This is a genomic window from Candidatus Proelusimicrobium volucris (genome assembly GCF_959605025.1).
Taxonomy (GTDB): Bacteria; Elusimicrobiota; Elusimicrobia; order Elusimicrobiales; family Elusimicrobiaceae; genus Proelusimicrobium; species Proelusimicrobium volucris.
The window spans coordinates 1-18,794 of the sequence record NZ_CAUHCY010000007.1 but is presented as its reverse complement, the minus strand read 5'-3'; the positions used below and the strand labels follow the sequence as shown (position 1 = coordinate 18,794).

Annotated in this window: 17 protein-coding genes; 6 read left to right on the top strand and 11 right to left on the bottom strand. The window is 44.2% G+C overall.

Translation table 11 applies throughout. The features are described from left to right. Positions 1–5 precede the first annotated feature (5 nt). Genes ACQY3M_RS06555 through ACQY3M_RS06535 form a run of 5 tightly spaced genes read right to left on the bottom strand, consistent with a single transcriptional unit; the run spans position 6 to position 3,546 of the window. A complete protein-coding gene (locus tag ACQY3M_RS06555; RefSeq protein ID WP_428066927.1) occupies positions 6–350 on the bottom strand; it encodes a DUF192 domain-containing protein in 345 nt (114 codons plus the stop codon). Then, on the bottom strand, positions 347–868 hold the full coding sequence (locus tag ACQY3M_RS06550; protein ID WP_428066925.1) for a hypothetical protein: 522 nt from the start codon (positions 866–868) through the stop codon (positions 347–349). Before ACQY3M_RS06550 ends, ACQY3M_RS06555 begins: the two co-directional genes overlap by 4 nt. Beyond that, complete coding sequence (efp, locus tag ACQY3M_RS06545; RefSeq protein ID WP_428066924.1) at positions 869–1,435, bottom strand: elongation factor P; 567 nt, start codon at positions 1,433–1,435, stop codon at positions 869–871. Between the two features lie 12 nt (positions 1,436–1,447). Beyond that, positions 1,448–2,497: a M24 family metallopeptidase gene (locus tag ACQY3M_RS06540; protein WP_428066922.1), complete on the bottom strand. Its 1,050-nt coding sequence runs from the start codon at positions 2,495–2,497 to the stop codon at positions 1,448–1,450. Further along, positions 2,494–3,546 (bottom strand): M24 family metallopeptidase, encoded by a 1,053-nt coding sequence (locus ACQY3M_RS06535; protein ID WP_428066921.1) that lies wholly within the window; start codon positions 3,544–3,546, stop codon positions 2,494–2,496. The genes ACQY3M_RS06540 and ACQY3M_RS06535 overlap by 4 nt, the downstream gene beginning before the upstream one ends. 137 nt (positions 3,547–3,683) lie before the next feature. Here ACQY3M_RS06535 and ACQY3M_RS06530 point away from each other — a divergent pair, with 137 nt between their 5' ends. The 5 genes from ACQY3M_RS06530 to ACQY3M_RS06510 all read left to right on the top strand — a co-directional run bounded on the left by ACQY3M_RS06530 (position 3,684) and on the right by ACQY3M_RS06510 (position 12,028). Beyond that, on the top strand, positions 3,684–4,844 hold the full coding sequence (locus ACQY3M_RS06530) for an NAD(P)/FAD-dependent oxidoreductase (RefSeq protein WP_428066919.1): 1,161 nt from the start codon (positions 3,684–3,686) through the stop codon (positions 4,842–4,844). Positions 4,845–4,957: 113 nt separating this feature from the next. Continuing rightward, the gene (locus tag ACQY3M_RS06525) at positions 4,958–9,769 is read left to right on the top strand and encodes a zeta toxin family protein (protein WP_428066917.1); all 4,812 of its coding nucleotides are present in this window, start codon (positions 4,958–4,960) and stop codon (positions 9,767–9,769) included. Between the two features lie 60 nt (positions 9,770–9,829). Further along, positions 9,830–9,970, top strand: a complete 141-nt coding sequence (locus ACQY3M_RS06520; RefSeq protein ID WP_428066915.1) for a hypothetical protein — start codon at positions 9,830–9,832, stop codon at positions 9,968–9,970. A 25-nt stretch (positions 9,971–9,995) separates the two neighbouring features. Beyond that, positions 9,996–10,856, top strand: a complete 861-nt coding sequence (locus tag ACQY3M_RS06515) for a hypothetical protein (protein WP_428066913.1) — start codon at positions 9,996–9,998, stop codon at positions 10,854–10,856. Beyond that, entirely contained in the window at positions 10,853–12,028 is a 1,176-nt protein-coding gene (locus tag ACQY3M_RS06510; RefSeq protein WP_428066912.1) for a tetratricopeptide repeat protein, read from the top strand. The genes ACQY3M_RS06515 and ACQY3M_RS06510 overlap by 4 nt, the downstream gene beginning before the upstream one ends. Positions 12,029–12,096: 68 nt before the next feature. Here ACQY3M_RS06510 and ACQY3M_RS06505 read toward each other — a convergent pair whose 3' ends face one another. From ACQY3M_RS06505 to ACQY3M_RS06485, 5 genes are read right to left on the bottom strand one after another with little or no spacing between them, the layout of a single operon-like run. Then, a complete protein-coding gene (locus ACQY3M_RS06505) occupies positions 12,097–12,900 on the bottom strand; it encodes a hypothetical protein (protein WP_428066910.1) in 804 nt (267 codons plus the stop codon). A gap of 45 nt (positions 12,901–12,945) precedes the next feature. Then, positions 12,946–13,302: an ORF6N domain-containing protein gene (locus ACQY3M_RS06500; RefSeq protein ID WP_428066908.1), complete on the bottom strand. Its 357-nt coding sequence runs from the start codon at positions 13,300–13,302 to the stop codon at positions 12,946–12,948. Between the two features lie 6 nt (positions 13,303–13,308). After that, positions 13,309–13,683, bottom strand: a complete 375-nt coding sequence (locus ACQY3M_RS06495; RefSeq protein ID WP_428066907.1) for a response regulator transcription factor — start codon at positions 13,681–13,683, stop codon at positions 13,309–13,311. Beyond that, on the bottom strand, positions 13,684–14,199 hold the full coding sequence (locus ACQY3M_RS06490; RefSeq protein WP_428066905.1) for a gamma carbonic anhydrase family protein: 516 nt from the start codon (positions 14,197–14,199) through the stop codon (positions 13,684–13,686). Continuing rightward, positions 14,183–15,250 (bottom strand): lysylphosphatidylglycerol synthase transmembrane domain-containing protein, encoded by a 1,068-nt coding sequence (locus ACQY3M_RS06485; protein WP_428066903.1) that lies wholly within the window; start codon positions 15,248–15,250, stop codon positions 14,183–14,185. The genes ACQY3M_RS06490 and ACQY3M_RS06485 overlap by 17 nt, the downstream gene beginning before the upstream one ends. Before the next feature lie 90 nt (positions 15,251–15,340). Here ACQY3M_RS06485 and uvrA point away from each other — a divergent pair, with 90 nt between their 5' ends. Further along, a complete protein-coding gene (gene uvrA, locus ACQY3M_RS06480; RefSeq protein ID WP_428066901.1) occupies positions 15,341–18,172 on the top strand; it encodes an excinuclease ABC subunit UvrA in 2,832 nt (943 codons plus the stop codon). 186 nt (positions 18,173–18,358) lie between these two features. Here the strand turns inward: uvrA and ACQY3M_RS06475 are convergent. Continuing rightward, the coding region (locus ACQY3M_RS06475) for a type IV pilin protein (RefSeq protein ID WP_428066899.1) at positions 18,359–18,794 on the bottom strand (436 nt) is incomplete at its 5' end.

The window sequence follows — 18,794 nt, the reverse complement described above, 5'->3', positions numbered from 1 at the left end:
GAAATTTAGTCTTCTAAAACAAGCTTGTCGCCAGCTTTTACCCCGCCTTTCAAATATCCGCCCCGCACTTCCAAAGTGTACTTCGCCTTGAAATACATGGGGCTTACCCGCCAAGGCTTCATATCCTCTATTACCGATATAACTTCCATATCCCTGCTTAAAAAAACCGCATCTATGCTAAAACGCATAAAAAACGTATGTATCTGAGTGCAAGGGTTTAATATTATTCCCTCGCCGTCCTTTAGGCCGCTTCTGCTCAAAAGCCCGATAAGCCGCCCGAAAAAACTGTCCTTCATCTCAAGTTTATCGGCTATTACCGCGCCGCCGCGGCTAAGATTTAAACATCTCATAAAAGATTCTTTACTTCCTTTATAACAAATTCCCTAAAACTTTTGCGATATTTGTTATCCGTAAATTCAAAATCCGACGCGGAACTCAGTTTGTAATAGACCTTGCCCAAACGCTTATACCTGCCCAAGAAAAATACCGCCGTCAATTCCCCGTCAAAGCTAACCTTTAACAAGAGCGATTTATCGCTAACTTTCCTGCTGAAGATTATTTCTGCCTTAGGCTCGCAATTCTGCGCTTTAAGCGCGCATTCGCCGAGCAGGCATTTCTCTATTTTCCCTTCTAAAACGGAGGAAGTCAAAAGCAAGTTTTCGTATCCGCCCCAGTCCAGCGGCATTTCCACGCCGCCGCCCGCGGAATCAGACTTTAGAGATATATTCTCCACTTTAAACTTGCCGCAAAATTCCGCTTCCAAACCGCCGTCTTCGTAAGGCTTAAAACCCGATATTTCCAAAGCGCAAGCCGCATAAGCCATACTCGCAAATACCGCCAAGGCGGCTATGCGCTTTGCAAAAGGCATTTACTCGTTTACCCTCTCGACATAGGTGTCGGTGCGGGTGTCTATGCGGATTTTGTCGCCTTCATTGATGAAAAGCGGCACTTTTATTTCCAGGCCGGATTCCAAAGTGGCCGGTTTAGTCAAATTAGATACCGTATCGCCTTTAACGCCGGGAACGGTGGAAACTACTTTCATATCTATCTTTATCGGCAATTCCATATTAAAAAGTTTGCCGTTGATAAACAAACCGGTAGCGGCCATATTGTCCGTAAGATAATGGCGCTGATGGCCCATTTTCTCGGCCGGTATCGCGATTTGTTCGTAAGTTTCGGCGTCCATAAAATAGATCATATCGCCTTCGGTATACAAATAGTTATGCGGGCGTTTTTCTATGTCCACTTCTTTAAATTTGTCTTCCGGTCTGTAAGCCGTTTCGATAACAGAGCCGGTATTTAAATTTCTGAGTTTTACGCGAACCACGGCCCTGGCCTGAGATTTGCGGTGGTGCTGATATTCAATAATTTCCACGAGCTCGCCGTTTTCGTTTTCAAATATCAAGCCCTCTTTAAAGTCTGGTGTTCCTATCATAAATGCTCCTTATTACTTAGTTAAAATTTTAACGGATTTATCCGTTATAAGAACCGTATTTTCGTAACGTATGCCGAACTTGCCCTCGAAATAAAGGCCCGGCTCCACCGTTACGATATTGCCCGTCTTAAGCGTGCTTAAACTGCGGGGATTAAGGTACGGAGTTTCATGTATCGCCGTGCCCAAGCTGTGCCCCAAACCGTGTATAAAATATTTGGCGAGTTTGCCGTTTTTGTCGAAGAATTCGCATACGCGGTTGTGCGCCTCTTTGGCCGCGGCGCCCGCTTTGACGTATTTTAGCGCTTCGTCATGCGCCGCTTTTACCAAATCAAAAGTTTTGCTAAATTCGGCTGAGGGATTCTTCCCGAACCAGAATGTTCTGGTTATGTCCGAACAGTATCCGCCGTACTTGCACCCGTAATCCAACAAAACGACTTCCCCCTCCTTTAATTTCCTGGACGAATTTATGTGGTGAGGGTTAGCGCTGTTCGCGCCAAATGCCATTATCGTAGTAAAAGCCAAACCCTGCCCGCCCAAATCTGACATTATACCTTCCAAAAGGGCTGCGGCTTCGATCTCGCTAATGCCGGCTTTTAGCTTCTTGCGGAAGATATCATATGCCTTGGCCGATATGGCGCAGGCTTTCTTTATTCGGCTTATTTCCGAGGCGGTCTTTTCTTCCTTCACTTCCGATATGAGGCCAGCTGCCTCTTTAAATCCGCTTTCATAAAACAGCTTGCCCGCCAAATAACCCGTGGACGCGGCGTCAAATACGCAATTTTCCGCTTTAAGCGAACGCGCCTTCTTGACTATATCCGCGCAATCCAAACTGTCCACCAAGGCAAGATAGGGCGCCTTCTTCTTTAAGTCCGCCGCGTACATTTGCTTTGTAAAGCAATAGGCTTTCTTGCGGGTTATAAGCAAATAGGCGTCGCCTTGCCCAGCGAAAGAAAAATCGGCGAAAAAATTTACTCCGTCCAAATCCGTAACCGCGCAGGCGTCTATGCCTTTGCGCTTCATATACGATTGAAAATTCTTTATTTTTTCGTCGCTTCGCTTCATTTTATTTGCTTAATCCCGTTTTTGGTCATATAAAAACAATCTTCATATCTTACGCCTATTTTGCCGGCTATATATATGCCCGGCTCTACGCTGAAGCAATAATTTTCCATTATGGGTACGGCGGTGTTATCCTGGCTGAGGCAGGCTTCCTCGTGGATCTGCATACCTATGCCGTGGCCCGTGCGATGAGTAAAATATTTGCCGTAGCCAGCCGCCTCTATATAGCCGCGCGCGATGGCGTCTATCTCAGCCCCGCTCTGACCGCAGCGCGCCTTTTCCACAACTTCGTCATGGGCAGATTTGACTATATTTAAAATCTCCACAAATTCCTTGCCGGGTTTGTCGCCGAACCAAAACGTCCTTGTTATATCCGAACAATAATCTTTATATATGCAGCCGAAATCCAACAAAACCGCCATATTCTTTTTTAACTTGGTTTTGCCGGTAACGTAATGAGGATTGCCGCTATTCGCACCGAAGGCGACTATCGTTTCAAAAGAGGGCGCGCTGGCGCCGTTTTTCTTCATAAAAGAATCTATCTCTTCAGCCGTCTGCTGCTCCGTAACGCCGGGTTCCAGCCAAGAAAGAATATGCTCATAAGTCTTATACGCTATCTTTGCCGAAGCCTTCATATTTCTAAGCTCCGCTTCCGTCTTGCTGGCCCTTACGGGAACCAAAAAGTTCTCTATATTGCTAAAGCCCTCTTTCTCATATATTTTGCCGTCGTGATATGTTTCCTTTAAGCCATCGAAGCCGACTTTCTTGAGTTTTAACTTCTTAACAGCCTGAACCGTTTTGGAAGAGCGTTCCACATCGCAGCCTTCTACCTGTATTTCGGGAAAATCGGCTTTAAGAGGAGCTTCGTACAAACTGCGAGCCGTAAGATATACCCCTTTGGAATGAATTAGCATTACAGCCTCGCCTGGTTGGAACACGGGGCCCATAATGTATTTTATATCGCTGTAATCGCTTATGATAAAAGCGTCAAGACCTTGTTTTTTTATAACTTTCCTTATAAGTGAAAGTTTATCCGCGTCCAATTTTGCCATATCCGACTCCTTAATGTTTAATTATTTATATTATACAATTTGCCTAAGCCATAATAAAAGGCCGAATAATCAAATCTTGTTTCGCTTATCGCCGAAACTTTTACCTTTAATCTAAAATCTTTTGTACCATTACTTATATGATCTTCGATTGCATAATACTCGGCGCGGGCGCAAGCGGACTTATGTGTGCCGCAAAAATAAAAAACGCAAAGACTTTGATTATTGAAGGGAACCAAAAACCCGGACTTAAACTTTTGGCCAGCGGAGGCGGGCTTTGCAATTTTTACAATGCCGACTTATCCTTTAAGAACTATTACGGACAAAACCCGCATTTCTGTATATCCGCCTTAAAATCTTTCGACTTTGAAGACTTCAAGAAACTCCTGGCTGAAAATAAAGCCGATTTTACCCTTAGGGAAGACGGGAAATTCTTCGCGCGATCTTCAAGATCCGTATTGGACGCTTTGCTAAATTCCTTGGGCCAAAATATAGACATACGGTTGGGCTGCAAATTCAAAAAAGCTTTAAAAAACGGGGATATTTTTGAGGTTTATGCCGGCGGAGAAGTTTTTAAATGCAAAAATTTGGTCTGCTCGTTAGGCGCATTAAGCCACAAAAATATGGGGGCGTCCTCAGCCGCTTTTGATTTGGCGGAAAGTTTCGGCCATGAAATCGTGCCGCCTTATCCGGCATTATGCGGAGTAGTTTTCACGGGCGATTTAAAAAAACGTTTTGCCGATACGGCAGGGATTTCCCTGAAGGCCGAGCTTACCTGCGGTAAAAATAAATTCTTGGGAGGGCTACTCTTTACCCATGATGGAATAAGCGGCCCTGCCTTGTTCAATCTTTCGCTTTACGGGATAAAAAACAAAACGCTTGAAATAAACTTCTGCCCGCAAATTAAAGCCGAAGATTTTATAAAGCAAAACAAAAACGGGCCCAAACATTTGCTATCCTTGATTGAGCGTTTGATTCCGCCAAGGCTCGCTAAAGCGATTTTAAACGGTTTTGACAAAAAAACAGCCGATCTTACGAAGGAGGAAATATCCCAAACGGCAAAGCAAATCAACGATTTTTCTTTTACCGTAGAAAAATTAACGGGATACGAAAAAGCCGAAATAACGGCCGGCGGAATATCGACTAAAGAAATTTCATCAAAGACAATGATGTCCCAAAAAACAAAAAGCCTCTATTTTACAGGCGAATGTCTAGACATAAGCGGACAGCTGGGCGGTTATAATCTTGCTTGGGCTTGGGCCAGCGCCTGCGCCGCGGCAAAAGCAATAAACGAAAACTAGGCCCTTTGGGTATTGCCGCTTGGGACTATTGACCCTTGCGACAGAGATGTCTTTATGTCATCATTTTAATATAAGTGTATATCCGAAAAGATTTGCGGCGAGCGTAGAGAATTATGTCGAATAAAAACTTGTTTAAAGCTAAAAAATTTATAGCCTCCGTTATGTCGGCAATAATTATGTTGCAGGCCAATATAGCCAATGCTGAAAATTTCGTCAGCAATACTAATTATCAGTTATCTTATAACGCCGCTATTTCCGAATTGGATAAAATCGATGACGCATTCCTGCGCGGCGATACGGGCAATATCCACGAAAACGCTCTTAAAGCACAGGTAGACGCCTCCCTTAAAGCGATAAATAACAGCCCTGCAAACAAAAAATTGGCCTCTTTAAAAAAGCAGGGAAGCGCAAAATACGGAAATATGTGGCCCATGTACGTAAAAGCCGCAGGTTCAAAAAACATAGACGCTTTGGAAAACCAATTAAAACAATTCTTGGGAGAATATCTTAGAGAACCGGCTATTCTGCCATATACGCAATTTAGCAAATTATATCTCCAAATGCTGCTGACTTACGCCAAAAAAAACATCAAGAACAGCGGATATGAAAATGCCGTCCCCTTTAAAAACCCCGAAGATAAGTTGGCTAACGACCTTTTAAACGCTTTCCCCGCGGAAGAAGCCTATAAGGAATATAAAAAAGACGCCCAAGAAGAAATAAATTGGCGCAAAAAAAATCAAGCCAAAATAGAGGACGCCGCCTATACCGTGGCCAGGGCCGCGATTTCGGCAATAGGACCGCAAAATCTCTCTTTGGGAACAGCTCAGATACTGTTAAACTTGGAACTGAACGGGAAAAAAGTCTTAACGCAACACGAAAGGAATGTCACTTACGCCTATCATTTGGCTTTTCTGCGAAAACAAAGTTTAAAAAATCTTTCCCCCGGCAGCATAAGTAGTGAAAAGGGAAAAAAGGTTACCTCCGTACTTATTAAAAATATAACGGAAAGCATAGTAATAGCGGGATATCTCGCCCCCAAACAGAGCCCTGTTTACTCAAAAGCGATTTCCGATTTAATAATCAGAAGTGAAAATACCATAGCCTTCAGCCATATACTCGGCTCCGGGTTCTCCGCCTTGCTGGCAAACGGCAATTACTCCGCATTGGATTCCCTGCTTGCCCGTTATACAAAAATGGAACAAAACGGCCCGCATTGGAGCGAATGGATTACCCTCTCCCATTATTCACAAACGGCGCAAAACGCAAGCGGTAAATATTTAGGAGCCATCTCACAGCAAGCGCAATATAATACCAATTACTCTTACGGAAATACTTTCACCGACATAGCTTTAATCTTGTCTGAAGACGGCACTCCCCAAAGCGCTAATTTGCTGGCCAAATACGCGACAAACCGGAAAATGAACGATACCATTAAGCCTTTCCTCTTTGGTGCGCTGACCGGCAAAAACAGCGGTATATCCACTCAAAAAGCTCAAGAATATGCCCTATTGATGAGCAACACCTTATTCGGGGATATAAGCCCAATTTACGAATACGATATAGACCGCGCCCTTTTGAATAAATACCCCGCGATGAAAACCGCTTTAAACAAAAACGCAATAGTGGATATGGAAAGCAAAAATCGCAAAAACACAGTAAACTTGGCTTTCGATTATCTTAACAGGGCAGCCTTGGCCGGGGATATACTGCTAATGATTTGGGGTACCATAGGCCTTGCCAAAATTGGCAAAAACTTGGCGGGTTTAAGCAAGTCCACCTACACGGCAATTAAAGCTTTCAGAATACAGAACAACGCCAAGCGGCTGGCTTATATAAGAGCAAATTATGCTAAAATGGGGCAATACATCTCCGCAAGGAGAAGCCTCCTTCGGGCCGGCAACCGCATTAAAACCATATTCCGCCAGCCCGTATCCGCGCGTGAAGCCTTAAAATTGCAAAATGATTTAAACAAACGCAATTTGGCGAAATTGGAAAATGCCGCTAAAACCGCCAAGCAAAAAATATCTCAAAAAAAATCACCCGGCAAACGGGAATTAGCAAAAGCGGAGTTGGCTCAGGCCAAATATGAAGCGGCAAAAACCCAGCAGTCTTTTGTACAAAAAGCCAGAATTTACTCCGAAGGCTACAATAACAAAGCCGCTTCTTACAATGCGCAAGTCGAAAGCTTTAAAAACGGATCTGCAACTATACCCCAACAACCGGTTTTCACCGCGGGTGAGTTGAATTTTATACAAAGCTATAATGACTATACTTCCGCCATGTCTTCACTAAAAACAGCAAAGGATAATTTTAAAGCCACTTCCTGGTGGAATAAGTATTTTGCTTCACCATTAAAAAATTGGTGGAACAAACCCTCTTACGAAGACGGCACCTTGGGCATATGGCAGCTTGAAACCGGAAAAGGAATCACCATTGAAGAAGCCTTGCATATCTCATCCCCTTACACACCGCCTACAATATCCTCCAGACTATTTGCAAAGACAGGGCCAAGCACAGCGGATAAATTCTACTCTTATCTAAACAAACACAATATGCCTTTGTTAAGCAAAACATTGCGCTTTATAAATAATAGGGCAACTTTGATGGGAACGGCTTTAATGTTCAACTACCAAGTCGCCACCACTACCCCTAAGCCGCTTATCACCTTTGATAAGGCTTTCCCCGCCGCGACGGAATGGGTCCTTAACGGTGCAAAAAGTTCCGATTTGATATCTTTGGGCACCATAAAGCCCGTTGCGACACCTACCGTTAAGCCGGCGTCTTTATTTGACCCCAAAATATTCCAAACATACAACACCATACCTTTGCCGGGCGGAAATGTCGCAAACTCCTTAAGCCCCAAGGCTATAAGTCAGACGCTAAAGAGCTGGACTATGGCGTCAGTTTCGCCGTTTGTATTTACCTCCATATTTGCGAAGAATATATATGCCGACTTAGAAAACAAAATAAATTACGGAAGTGTTCCTCATACGGAAAAATATTTAAAGCCCACTTTGGTTGCCATGACCGCTTGGCCTTTGGTAGCCTTTGGCTCGCCGCAAGCCCAAGATTTTCTGTTATACCAATATCTTTATAAAAATCTAAACCAGCCTCAGCAAATTTCGGTAATACATACGGGAAATTCCCTTTCCAATTACGAACGTTCTATAAGATCGGTATTGGAAAACAGAATACTCCAATCACAAAATACGCTCTTCCAAGTCAACTCTCAGCAAATGACCGTACCTCAAATAATTCGTTTTATTGAAGATAACGGCCTAGCCCAAGGAACGAGCCTATCTCTTAAAACATATAATGAACGCCTTTCATTCCTTAAATCGATAGCGCCTAGCCTGTCCATATCCACCTTTGAACGATTTTTAAAAATTATCGTCAATGAGCAGGCCCTTATAAAAATAGCCGATTTAAATACTTCCGCCAAAGCTCGCGCAAATAAAATAAAAGATTACTTAAATTCCCTTGATTACTTTTACGTTTATTATAAAGCCATTGCTTTTAATCCCGCCAGGTTGCTGCATATCCCGGAATTTGCCTCAATAAAAAACTTCTCCGAGGATAAAATCCTGCAAAGCATTCACTATTTAAATGAAATAGAATTTGCCAAAGCCAATATCGGCTCTCTGTTTTCCAGCCAAAACTTAAGACATTCTTTAAGGAAAGCTCTATCCGAGATGAGCCCCTATGAAGCTCTTAATATGGCTGCGGCCATAATAAAGACAAAAAGCACCGTTGATGAACTTACGCTAAATAAATCCTCAAATAATTTTACCGACATCAAAGGCTGCCTGGTAAGCAAAAGCGGCGTATGGGACGATTCCTCAGCCTTGGCACCATCCAGAATCGGCGTTTCTGCCGAAACACAGCCGTTGGATATAGGCAAAGCCATAGTAGATTGGATTCACAAAAGCAATCTCCCCCCCAACGAACAGAATATTGCCTCCACACAAGATATCCTGGACAAACTGGGGCCATGGGTTTCTTATATGCTCGGCGCGAGCGATTCGACCCCGGTGCATTACGTACAGAACAAAGAGGGTGACGTACACGTATACAATTACAACTATACCGTAAGGATGCGCCTTGGCAACCACGAAATAAAGAATGAAGCCCCCCATTTGCATTTGGAATATTTAAACAACGATACTTGGTACGGCATATTAAATGTTCCTTATACTTTTTCCGGAGATATTAAGAGAGATAATATCGTCACCGCGTTGCGCCAATTGCAAGGCTACTTTAAACCGGCCCCGGCAATAAAAGATGATGCTATTTTGGATTTAACTTCCCCACCAAGCACAAAAACCTTATTTATTTTAGGAGGGCCAAACGGCAGCGGAAAAACTTACTTATACAATAAGATCCTTGCCGATAAAAATTTACCGTTTCTAAATCAGGACTTAATATCCTCCGAACAGAACCTCAACACAGTAGAGGCGGGCAGGGTATTAATAAACAAAATGGACGAAATGATACGAAACGATCGCTCTTTCGTAATGGAAAGCACCCTATCGGGCAGAAGCACTAAAACGCTGATACAAAGAGCCAAAGACAACGGTTACCGCGTAATAATAGTATATACTTTCGTTAAGAGTCCGCAAGAATCTATTTCCAGAGTGCATTCCAGAGTATTGGAAGGCGGACACGATGCCCCATACGGGAATCTTACCGACAGATACTACAAAAGCAGAAATAACTTTTGGAATTTATATAAAGATATGGCCGACGATTGGATAATGTTTTTTAACAGCGATACCGACATTATACCTATAGCTTCCAAGAAAAAAGATCAAGCCATGGAAATACTGGATCAAGCACTTTTTAAACAATGCCAGCCGCAAGACAAGATTTTACCACCTATCCCCGCCATAGCAGATAATGCCTTGCAAACGCCGGCCGCTATGTAAGCCACCGATAAAAATGTTTGACCCAACAATATAATCACCATATTTTGTAGAATAATTTATATGACGAATAATAATACTGGCAGATACGTTTTTGACAAAAAAACGGGGAAAGTAATAAAAATATCAGATGACGTTCCTTCTCTAAACAAGAAAGACCATCATTGCGATTCCTGCTGCGGCTGCTGCGGACATCACGACTGACGGCCGTCTTCATATAAGGGGTTATATGACAGAAAAACACAATAAATCCGAAGCTATAAAAACGCATATCCTTCAACCCGTCGAAAGACGAGAAGGCAACCGCGGCGGCGGGCAATATCCAAAGGATAAAGCCCATACTCACAAACGATACCCTATAAAGAAACACGAAAGTTCCCCTTCCCGTCGCTTTTACGGGAAATCAGGCAAAGAAAGCCTAGCCGAAAAACTGGTAAAAACTTTTACCTCTTTAATATCGCAGGGTATAAAAACAATAATACCCTGGACGCTGTTAAGCGCGCTATTGTTTACTATTGGAACATATTATGTGTTCTACACCTGCTTCGCGGGGCAAGGATATCCGCTTTGGTATCTTATAATCGCGGGGATAATCCTGTTCGGATTTTACGGGCTTTTCGGGCTTTTTTACGGTGCCTCCATGGGATTGCTATATACCATAAAAGCCCTCTCTGAAGCTTTTGGCAATTTAATAAGGGAAACCATTAACAGAGTAAAAAATTCCATTGAGAGCAAAATAGACAATATAGCCGATACTCTTTCCCGCAACGAGGTTTCCCGCGTAGTCAAACAAACTTTTGACGATCTATCCAAAAATATACGCAAATACGCGGCAAAAACAGCCGCCGGGATAACCGCTCTGGCCATTTTGGGCGGAGTGATATTCGTTTGCAGGAAAGTATTGTTAAGCAGCCTTTCAAAAATAAAAAACAAGGCCGATTTCTTTGCGATAATGTCTGCCAAAGCGGCCTTGGTGGCGGCAATAATATTAAATCTCACTTTCTTTACTAAGCTGGCAATAGCGGCGGGCTATCTTATAGGTATAATAATGTTGGCGAGCCAGGCTTTAATTATACTTCTGCTGAAATGAAACACTTTATCTGTTTGCTTTTATCACTTTTTATGCTTGCGCCTTTGGTTTATGCCCAAAGCGCGCGGCAATATTATGATAAAGCATTAAAGACTGAGGATATTAACGAAAGAATCAAGCTGCTGTCCAAAGCCATAGACAAATCCCCCAAGTTTACAAATGCCTATCACCACCGCGCCGACGCTTATAAGGAGAAAGGTCTTTTTAAAAAGGCTTTGGCGGACTATAACAAGATAATAACACTATCTCCCAAAGATCCTTTCAAATACTACGCGAGAGGCTTGGCCTATATGCAGCGAAATGACTGTGATTCTGCGATAAGGGACTTTTCGGAAGCGATAAAACTAAAAAGCAATTACGACGATTTCTACTACAACCGCGCCCAATGTTATATGACTTTGGAAAAATATTCGCCCGCCCTTAAGGATTTGGAGAAAATAAAAAACAGGAAATCCAAGGAACATACAATTGAGATAATGGAAGGCCGGGCCAATTTCTTTTTATACCGATACGATAAAGCGCGCAAGGTTTTCAACAAGCTGCTAAAACAAAATCCCGATGATACGGAAGCCTTATTTTATATAGGGCGCATATACTTCAATAATGAACTCTACGATGAGGCTATATCCTATTTCAGCAAGACTTTAAACAGAGATCCTTCCTTCGATACCGCTTGGCTGCTAAGGGCTTCGGCCTTCAAGGAAATAGGCGACTATGAGCAGGCGGCGCAGGATTATACTAAACTCATAGCCCTAAAGCCGGAATACACATATTACAATCGCCGCGGTTTAATTTATGAGGAATTGGACGATTGGCGCGCCGCCGCGGAAGATTATTCCTACGCCATAGCGTTAAATCCCAAGTGGGCCATACCTTATAACAACCGCGGATACGCTTATTTGAAGCTGAAGAATTACAAAAAAGCGAAAAAAGATTTTGATATGTCTTTAAAATTATCCTCCTATCTGCCTACGACGCATATCAATATGGCCGGTTATTACTGGACCGTAAAGAAAGACAAACGCAATATGTACAAGCATCTTGATTTGGCTTTGAAGAACAATTTTAAAGATTTTGATTCTCTTTACGAAAGCGGGAAAAAGGCCTGGCTGTTTAAAAACATCAACAACAGCGTGGAATTTAGAAGTTTCATTTCGGACTATAACAAATAAGCACTCGGAAGGATGCCCACTCGCTCTCTTCGCTTACCCGCGGCAGTCATATCTCCCCCATCGGCAAACTATCTGTAAATAAAATAGTAATCGGGTTCTATGCCGTATATGTCCGAGGTTCCGCCTTTCACGTCCTTAAGCGGCAGCAGATATTTTTCCGTAAGGGAAAAGACGACAACAGCCATACCTTTTGCCCCTACGGCAGAGGCGTCCTCATAGAAAGTCAGCCTTATCGGGAGCTTATCGTCTTCCCGGTTCTGCATAAGATTGTGTATTTCCCAAGCGAGCGGCAAATCGGAATAATTATATAAGCTGCGTATTTTATCTTTGCTAGTCAGTATTTTTTTAAATACGGCTTTTTCATCAAAGGATATGACGGCGGCGGATGGTGTTTTGTCTTTAATGTTAAAATCGTTTCTGTCGCTTCTTACGGGCTGCGCGTCTTTTATAAACAGGGATTGCACCTCCCCGAAATCGCGCAAAGCACCCTGTACGGCCAAGCCTTTCCCGGCCAAATCCGCACCCGCGTAATAAACCCCGCACAGGTATTTTTGCCCGTGATCCACCGTGGTATATTTATCGGGGAGAGTTTGGCCCGTTTTGTTCTCGTAATCTAAAATTTCCTGCGGTTTAACGTTCTTTTGGCTGATATCGGTTATTACCAAGCCGCATATCGTATAGCGGACGAGTTCCGATATCTGGCGGCCTGCGAGCATTTCGTCGTCTATCTCCGGCTGTTTTGATATATCGTCTTTGGCATTGAGCGGAAAAATATTTTCCTTAGGAGAAGGATCTTCCATAGGCATAACGAAAACCTCTGCCTCGGCAAAAGAGGGATAAATCAAAAGCAAGAGGGCAAGAAATATTTTCATATCGCTCCGTGGCGGGCGGCCTATCCCCGCGGTTTTATATCGGCCTTATTTCAGCAATGCCTCTATATCGATGTTAGAAAAGGCGTTTGAAGCAAACAGCCTGTTTCTGTAAACTTTCGCCATCGGATTTTTCCTTAAAATGCAAAGCATCATAACTATGGCGCTTTTGGTAAAGACAAAAGGCAGCCTTTTGGCGTATCTCAAACGTTCGGCATGGGTAAAGCAATAGTTTTTTACCAGGTCGCGTTGTTCCTCATAAGTAAGCTGAAAGTAAGAATCTTGAGGAAAGTACTCTTTTGACCTTCTAAACATAGAGGTCAATATTTTGCATTGCATATTTAGAGCCTCGGCGAAGTCAGCATCAGTAACTACTTTTTGATTTCTTATAATACGAAATTTCATATAAATCTAAACTCCTTTCTTAGGGATATATTTTTCTATTTCCGCCAAAGTTAGCTTCAAATCATAGGGTTTGGCTATAAAGTGATTTGCGCCGGCGGCGGCTGCTCTTTCCCTGTCTTCCCCGCCAGTCAAAGTGGACATTATAACTATCGGCGTTTTATACAAGGCCCCGTCGCTTTTGACGGCTTTGCATATTTCAAAGCCGCTTATGTGCGGGAGCATTAAATCAAGCAGAATTATATCTGGTTTATTCTTTTTAACCGTTTGGAATGCCGAACGCCCGTCATTTACCCAAACGACTTCGTGCCCTTTAAGTTCCAAAGCGCCTTTCAAAGCATTTCCGAGGATTTTGGAATCCTCTATCATAACTATTTTGGCCAATTAATACTCCTTGCAACTTTTCTTATAGACGCCGGCTAATTTGGCATAGACCTCGGCGTTTTCTTTTATTTTGGCAATTTCCTCGGCGCTCAATTTGCGCACCGCTTTTGCCGGCACGCCCATTACCATACTGCCGGCTTCTATCTTTTTACCCGCCGGCAATACGCTGCCCGCGGCTATAATGCAGTTGGGGCCGATTTCGCTTTCCATTACAACAGCCCCCATTCCGATAAGCGTATTATCGCCGACTTTCGCGCCGTGCACCACCGCATTATGCCCGATGGTAACATTTTCGCCTATCAGGGCCGGTTTATCGAAATCCACGTGTATGCAGGCATTGTCCTGCACATTGCTGCCGCGCCCTATTTTTATGGCGGCGATATCCGCGCGCAATACCGCATTGGGCCATACAGAGGTATTATCTTCCAGTGTTACTTTCCCTATAAGTACGGCACGCTCATGCACGTAAGAACTGCTTGAAATTTGCGGCTCCGATTTTTCAATTTTCTGCTTCATTGTCCATATACTCCTTGGCTTTGTTTTTGGTCATGGCCATAGGCTCGGAAAGTTTCAACCCCCAATACACAAATACGCTTATTATGCCCGGTATTATATAATACACCACCCTGTAAATAAGGCAAGCCATAAGCGCGGAATCCCAATCTATCCCCATTTGGGAGAAGACGGACGTCATCGCTATTTCCATAGCACCCAAACCGCCGGGCAATATTGGGATAAGCGTCGTCGCCATACCTACCGCGAAGCCAGCCAAAAGCACGCCTATAGATATTTTTATGCCTACCGCCATAAAAGCCAAATATAAAATAAGTATCGTAAAAATCCAATCGCCGCAAATATAGGCTATCGCGCGGCTGAGTTTCAATTTATTGTTATGGATTGTATTTATGCCGTTGTCGAGCTGTTTGGTAAAGGCGGAATAATTGTTTTTAGGTATCAAAGCGCCAAACAAATTGTAAATCACTTTATTGATAAGCATAAAGATTTTCCTTATGCCTTTATAGCGGAACTCGTTATTGAACAAAAATCCCGTAACCAAAGCGCCAATACCCGCGATTACAACTACAAGAATAAAATTCCGCAGCATTTGCCCCGGCGCTGCGTGATGAGACAAAATCAGCAAAAGAGATCCCTGCAAGATAATAATTATCAGCACGAAGTACAAAAGCACGCTTATAACTATGCTCGACATCACGCTCGCGCCAAGCGGCACGTTCCGCTTACCCAACAAATGCGCCCTTAAGGCGAAGCCGCTCACTCCCATAGTAGAAACCAAATAATTTACCGTAGTGGAAACGAAAGCTATGCTTATGGCCGCGCCCAAATTTATTCTTTGGCCCAACAGTTTTAGCGTTTCCCAAAGCGACATCCCCATACAAACATAAATCGCCGCGGAAGACAGACAAGCCAAAACCAAATACAAGGTATTGACCTCGTTCCATATCCTTATAAAATTGTCTTTAGCGTCATAAATCAGCCAGCCGACCACGGATACCGACAAAAGGCAGGTCAGGCCGACGATGACATTCTTCCTGTTAAATATATTCACGTATGCAAATTCCCCGCGAAAATCGGAACCGTTTTAATTCCACATCGTCCGAGTTTTCACTATTCTTTTATAAATTATATAATTTTAATTATGAAATATATCACTATTACCGGCGCCAAGACGAATAATCTTAAAAATATCAGTTTAAAAATACCAAGAGGCAAAATGGTGGTGGTAACGGGTCTTTCGGGCTCGGGCAAAAGCTCTTTGGCTTTTGATACCATCTATGCCGAGGGGCAGAGAAGATACGTGGAGAGTATGTCGGCCTATGCCAGACAGTTTTTGGAACTTATGGAAAAGCCCGACGTGGAAATGATAGACGGCCTTTCGCCCGCGATTTCCATCGAGCAGAGAAACCCCTCCCGCAACCCGCGTTCCACCGTGGCGACGGTAACGGAGATATACGATTATTTCCGTCTTTTATTTGCGCGTATCGGCCACAGACACTGCCCGCAATGCGGAAGGCCGGTGGAACAATGGTCGATAGCGGCGATAACAAAAGACATTTTAACCAAATTCGACCAACAAACCGTAATGATTTGCGCGCCCGTAATACAGGGCAAGAAGGGCACTTACGAGGAGCTTTTCAACCGTCTTAAAAAAGAGGGTTTCGTAAAGATAATTTACAACGGCGAACTTTTCGACCTCGCCAATCCCCCCAAGCTCGAACGCTACAAAAAGCACGACCTTGATTTGCTGATAGACGAAATTTACATAGACCCCTCCGACAGAGAACGCATTACCGACGCTTTGGAACTTGCGGTAAAATACTCCAAGGGGCTTGTCAAAGTAAGGAAGGGCAAAGAGGAATTTACTTACAGCGAAAATAATGCCTGCACCGTCTGCGGTATAGGCTTCGGCGATTTGGAGCCGAGATTGTTTTCCTTCAACGCGCCGCAGGGCGCCTGCCCCGAATGCAACGGCTTGGGCATTAAAATAGAAATAGACGAAAATTTGGTCGTGCCCGACGATTCCCTTTCCATAAACGAAGGCGCGCTCGCCGCGTGGGACAACCCCGTAACCAACAGGACAAACCGCTGGAAGAATTCCTGGTCGGGCTATTATTACGAGATTTTACACTCCGTCTGCAAAGCGCAGAAAATACCTATGAACAAACCTTGGAAAAATCTTTCGCGCCGCCAGCAGGAAATTTTGCTCTACGGCGGTGATGACGTATTGTATCAAAGCGCGTTCAGCTCCAAGGAGGTCCCTTTTGAAGGCGTAATCGGCAATCTAAAACGCCGCCACAGCGAAAGCGAGAGCGAATTTGTCAAAGAGGAAGTCTACAACCGCTTTATGCACGAGGTCACCTGCCCCGTCTGCAAAGGCGCCAGACTTAAACCCGAGGCTTTATCGGTCTACATCAACGGCAAGAATATAGCTCAAATATCGGCTATGCAGGTAAGCGCGGCTTTGGATTTTGTAAACAACTTAAAATTAAACGCGAAGGAAGAGCTTATCGCCAAACAAGTATTAAAAGAAATCAAGGCAAGGCTCGGCTTTTTAAACAGCGTCGGGCTTAATTATCTTACGCTGGAGCGGAAATCGCAAACCTTATCGGGCGGCGAGGCGCAAAGAATACACTTGGCTACGCAAATAGGCAGCGGGCTTACGGGCGTACTCTACGTACTGGACGAGCCTACCATCGGCCTGCACAGCCGCGATAATGACAGGCTTATCGAAACGCTTAAAAACCTGCGCGATTTGGATAATACCCTTATCGTAGTGGAACATGATAAAGACACCATACTGGCGGCCGACCACCTTATCGAACTCGGCCCCGGTGCGGGCGAACACGGCGGCAATATAACGGCGCAAGGCCCCTTAAAAGATTTTTTGAAGGACGAAAATTCCATTACCGCCCAATACCTCAGCGGCAAGAAGAAAATCCTGCCCAATCTTAATCCGCAAAAGCCGGGAAAGAAATGGATAGAGATAAAGGGCGCCAGACAATTCAACCTAAAAAACATTAACGTAAAAATACCTTTGGGCTTGTTCGTCGCGATAACGGGCGTATCGGGCTCGGGCAAATCCACTTTGGTGCACAATATTTTATATCGGGCTTTGGCAAAGAAATTCTACGGCGCCAAAGACGCCCCCGGCGAACACGACGCCATAAAAGGGCTTGAGCATATCAACAAGATAATTATTGTAGACCAAAGCCCGATAGGCAAAACGCCGCGCTCAAACCCAGCAACTTATACGGGTGCTTATACCCACATAAGGGAGCTGTTCGCGCAAATGCCGGAGGCGAAACGCCGCGGCTATAAACCGGGCAGATTTTCCTTCAACGTAAAGGGCGGCCGCTGCGAGGACTGCCAAGGCGACGGTATTTTGAAGATACAAATGCAGTTCCTGCCCGATATATACGTCAAATGCGAAGCCTGCGGCGGAAAACGCTTTAACGAAGATACTTTGCAGGTAAAATTCAAAGGCAAGAATATCGCCGAAGTTTTGGATATGAGCGTGGACGAAGCGGTAGAGTTTTTCGACGCAATACCCAAAATCAAAAATATCCTAAAAACTTTGCAGGACGTAGGCCTGGGCTACATCAAATTGGGGCAAAGCTCCACCACTCTTTCTGGCGGCGAAGCGCAAAGAGTCAAATTGGCCGACGAACTTTCAAGGCGAGATACGGGCAATACTCTTTATATCCTAGACGAGCCTACCACAGGCCTGCACTTTGCCGATATAGACAAATTGCTTAAAGTTATGCACCGCCTGAGCGACCAGGGCAATACAATGGTGGTAATAGAGCATAACCTTGATATAATCAAAACGGCCGATTATATTATAGACCTCGGCCCCGAAGGCGGCGACAAGGGCGGAGAAATTGTCGCGCAGGGCAATATCCGCGATATTATGGCCTGCCCCCGCTCCTATACGGGCAAGTATCTAAAAAAGGAATTGGGCGAAGTTTAGAGCCTTTTTAAAGCAAATAAAATACGCTTGATAACAAAAATAAAGACGCTCGGCCTTAAAAGCCGAGCGTTCTTTGCTTTATACGCTAAAAATACAAAACCAAAACAAAAAGAGAGGAGGCTTGCGCCTCCCCCCTTAGGAGGGTACTATATGATTATAGTACCAAAGCTGTTTTGATTATCAGTATTAGTCGCCTGTAGCAGTCGGCAAACCGAGCGATTTGCAAATACCGCTTACGCTTGAACCGGCAGTGCCATCTCCCTCGGAGCAAGTAACTTTACCGGTATAGAAATTCCTTGTGAGCTCATATCCCGAGGAACCTTGTCTGGTAGCCGTTACGACATTGGTATCCGTTGCTCCGCCGCTGGGGGTTCCGCCCCAAGTAACTTCTATTTTAAAGTTATTTGTGGTAAGAGCAGACGCACCAGTAGCTTTGGAACCGTCTACATTGGCGAACTCGATATCCAATTCGTCCCATCCAGCGGGATATTTATTTTGGCTGTCAACCAATCTGCCTCTTTCCATAGCCGCCGCGATAGAGCCCATAACAGAGAGCGCTTCGGACGATCTGGATTTTTCTACCGCTTTAAAATATTGCGGCAATGCCACGGCGGCCAAAATA

Excerpts from the sequence above, each read along its gene's own strand:
- uvrA (WP_428066901.1), top strand. The coding sequence starts at position 15,341 with ATGAAATATATCACTATTACCGGCGCCAAGACGAATAATCTTAAAAAT.
- ACQY3M_RS06510 (WP_428066912.1), top strand. The coding sequence starts at position 10,853 with ATGAAACACTTTATCTGTTTGCTTTTATCACTTTTTATGCTTGCGCCT.
- ACQY3M_RS06530 (WP_428066919.1), top strand. The coding sequence starts at position 3,684 with ATGATCTTCGATTGCATAATACTCGGCGCGGGCGCAAGCGGACTTATG.
- ACQY3M_RS06535 (WP_428066921.1), bottom strand. The coding sequence starts at position 3,546 with ATGGCAAAATTGGACGCGGATAAACTTTCACTTATAAGGAAAGTTATA.
- ACQY3M_RS06500 (WP_428066908.1), bottom strand. The coding sequence starts at position 13,302 with ATGAAATTTCGTATTATAAGAAATCAAAAAGTAGTTACTGATGCTGAC.
- efp (WP_428066924.1), bottom strand. The coding sequence starts at position 1,435 with ATGATAGGAACACCAGACTTTAAAGAGGGCTTGATATTTGAAAACGAA.
- ACQY3M_RS06525 (WP_428066917.1), top strand. The coding sequence starts at position 4,958 with ATGTCGAATAAAAACTTGTTTAAAGCTAAAAAATTTATAGCCTCCGTT.
- ACQY3M_RS06520 (WP_428066915.1), top strand. The coding sequence starts at position 9,830 with ATGACGAATAATAATACTGGCAGATACGTTTTTGACAAAAAAACGGGG.
- ACQY3M_RS06505 (WP_428066910.1), bottom strand. The coding sequence starts at position 12,900 with ATGAAAATATTTCTTGCCCTCTTGCTTTTGATTTATCCCTCTTTTGCC.
- ACQY3M_RS06555 (WP_428066927.1), bottom strand. The coding sequence starts at position 350 with ATGAGATGTTTAAATCTTAGCCGCGGCGGCGCGGTAATAGCCGATAAA.
- ACQY3M_RS06490 (WP_428066905.1), bottom strand. The coding sequence starts at position 14,199 with ATGAAGCAGAAAATTGAAAAATCGGAGCCGCAAATTTCAAGCAGTTCT.
- ACQY3M_RS06540 (WP_428066922.1), bottom strand. The coding sequence starts at position 2,497 with ATGAAGCGAAGCGACGAAAAAATAAAGAATTTTCAATCGTATATGAAG.
- ACQY3M_RS06515 (WP_428066913.1), top strand. The coding sequence starts at position 9,996 with ATGACAGAAAAACACAATAAATCCGAAGCTATAAAAACGCATATCCTT.
- ACQY3M_RS06550 (WP_428066925.1), bottom strand. The coding sequence starts at position 868 with ATGCCTTTTGCAAAGCGCATAGCCGCCTTGGCGGTATTTGCGAGTATG.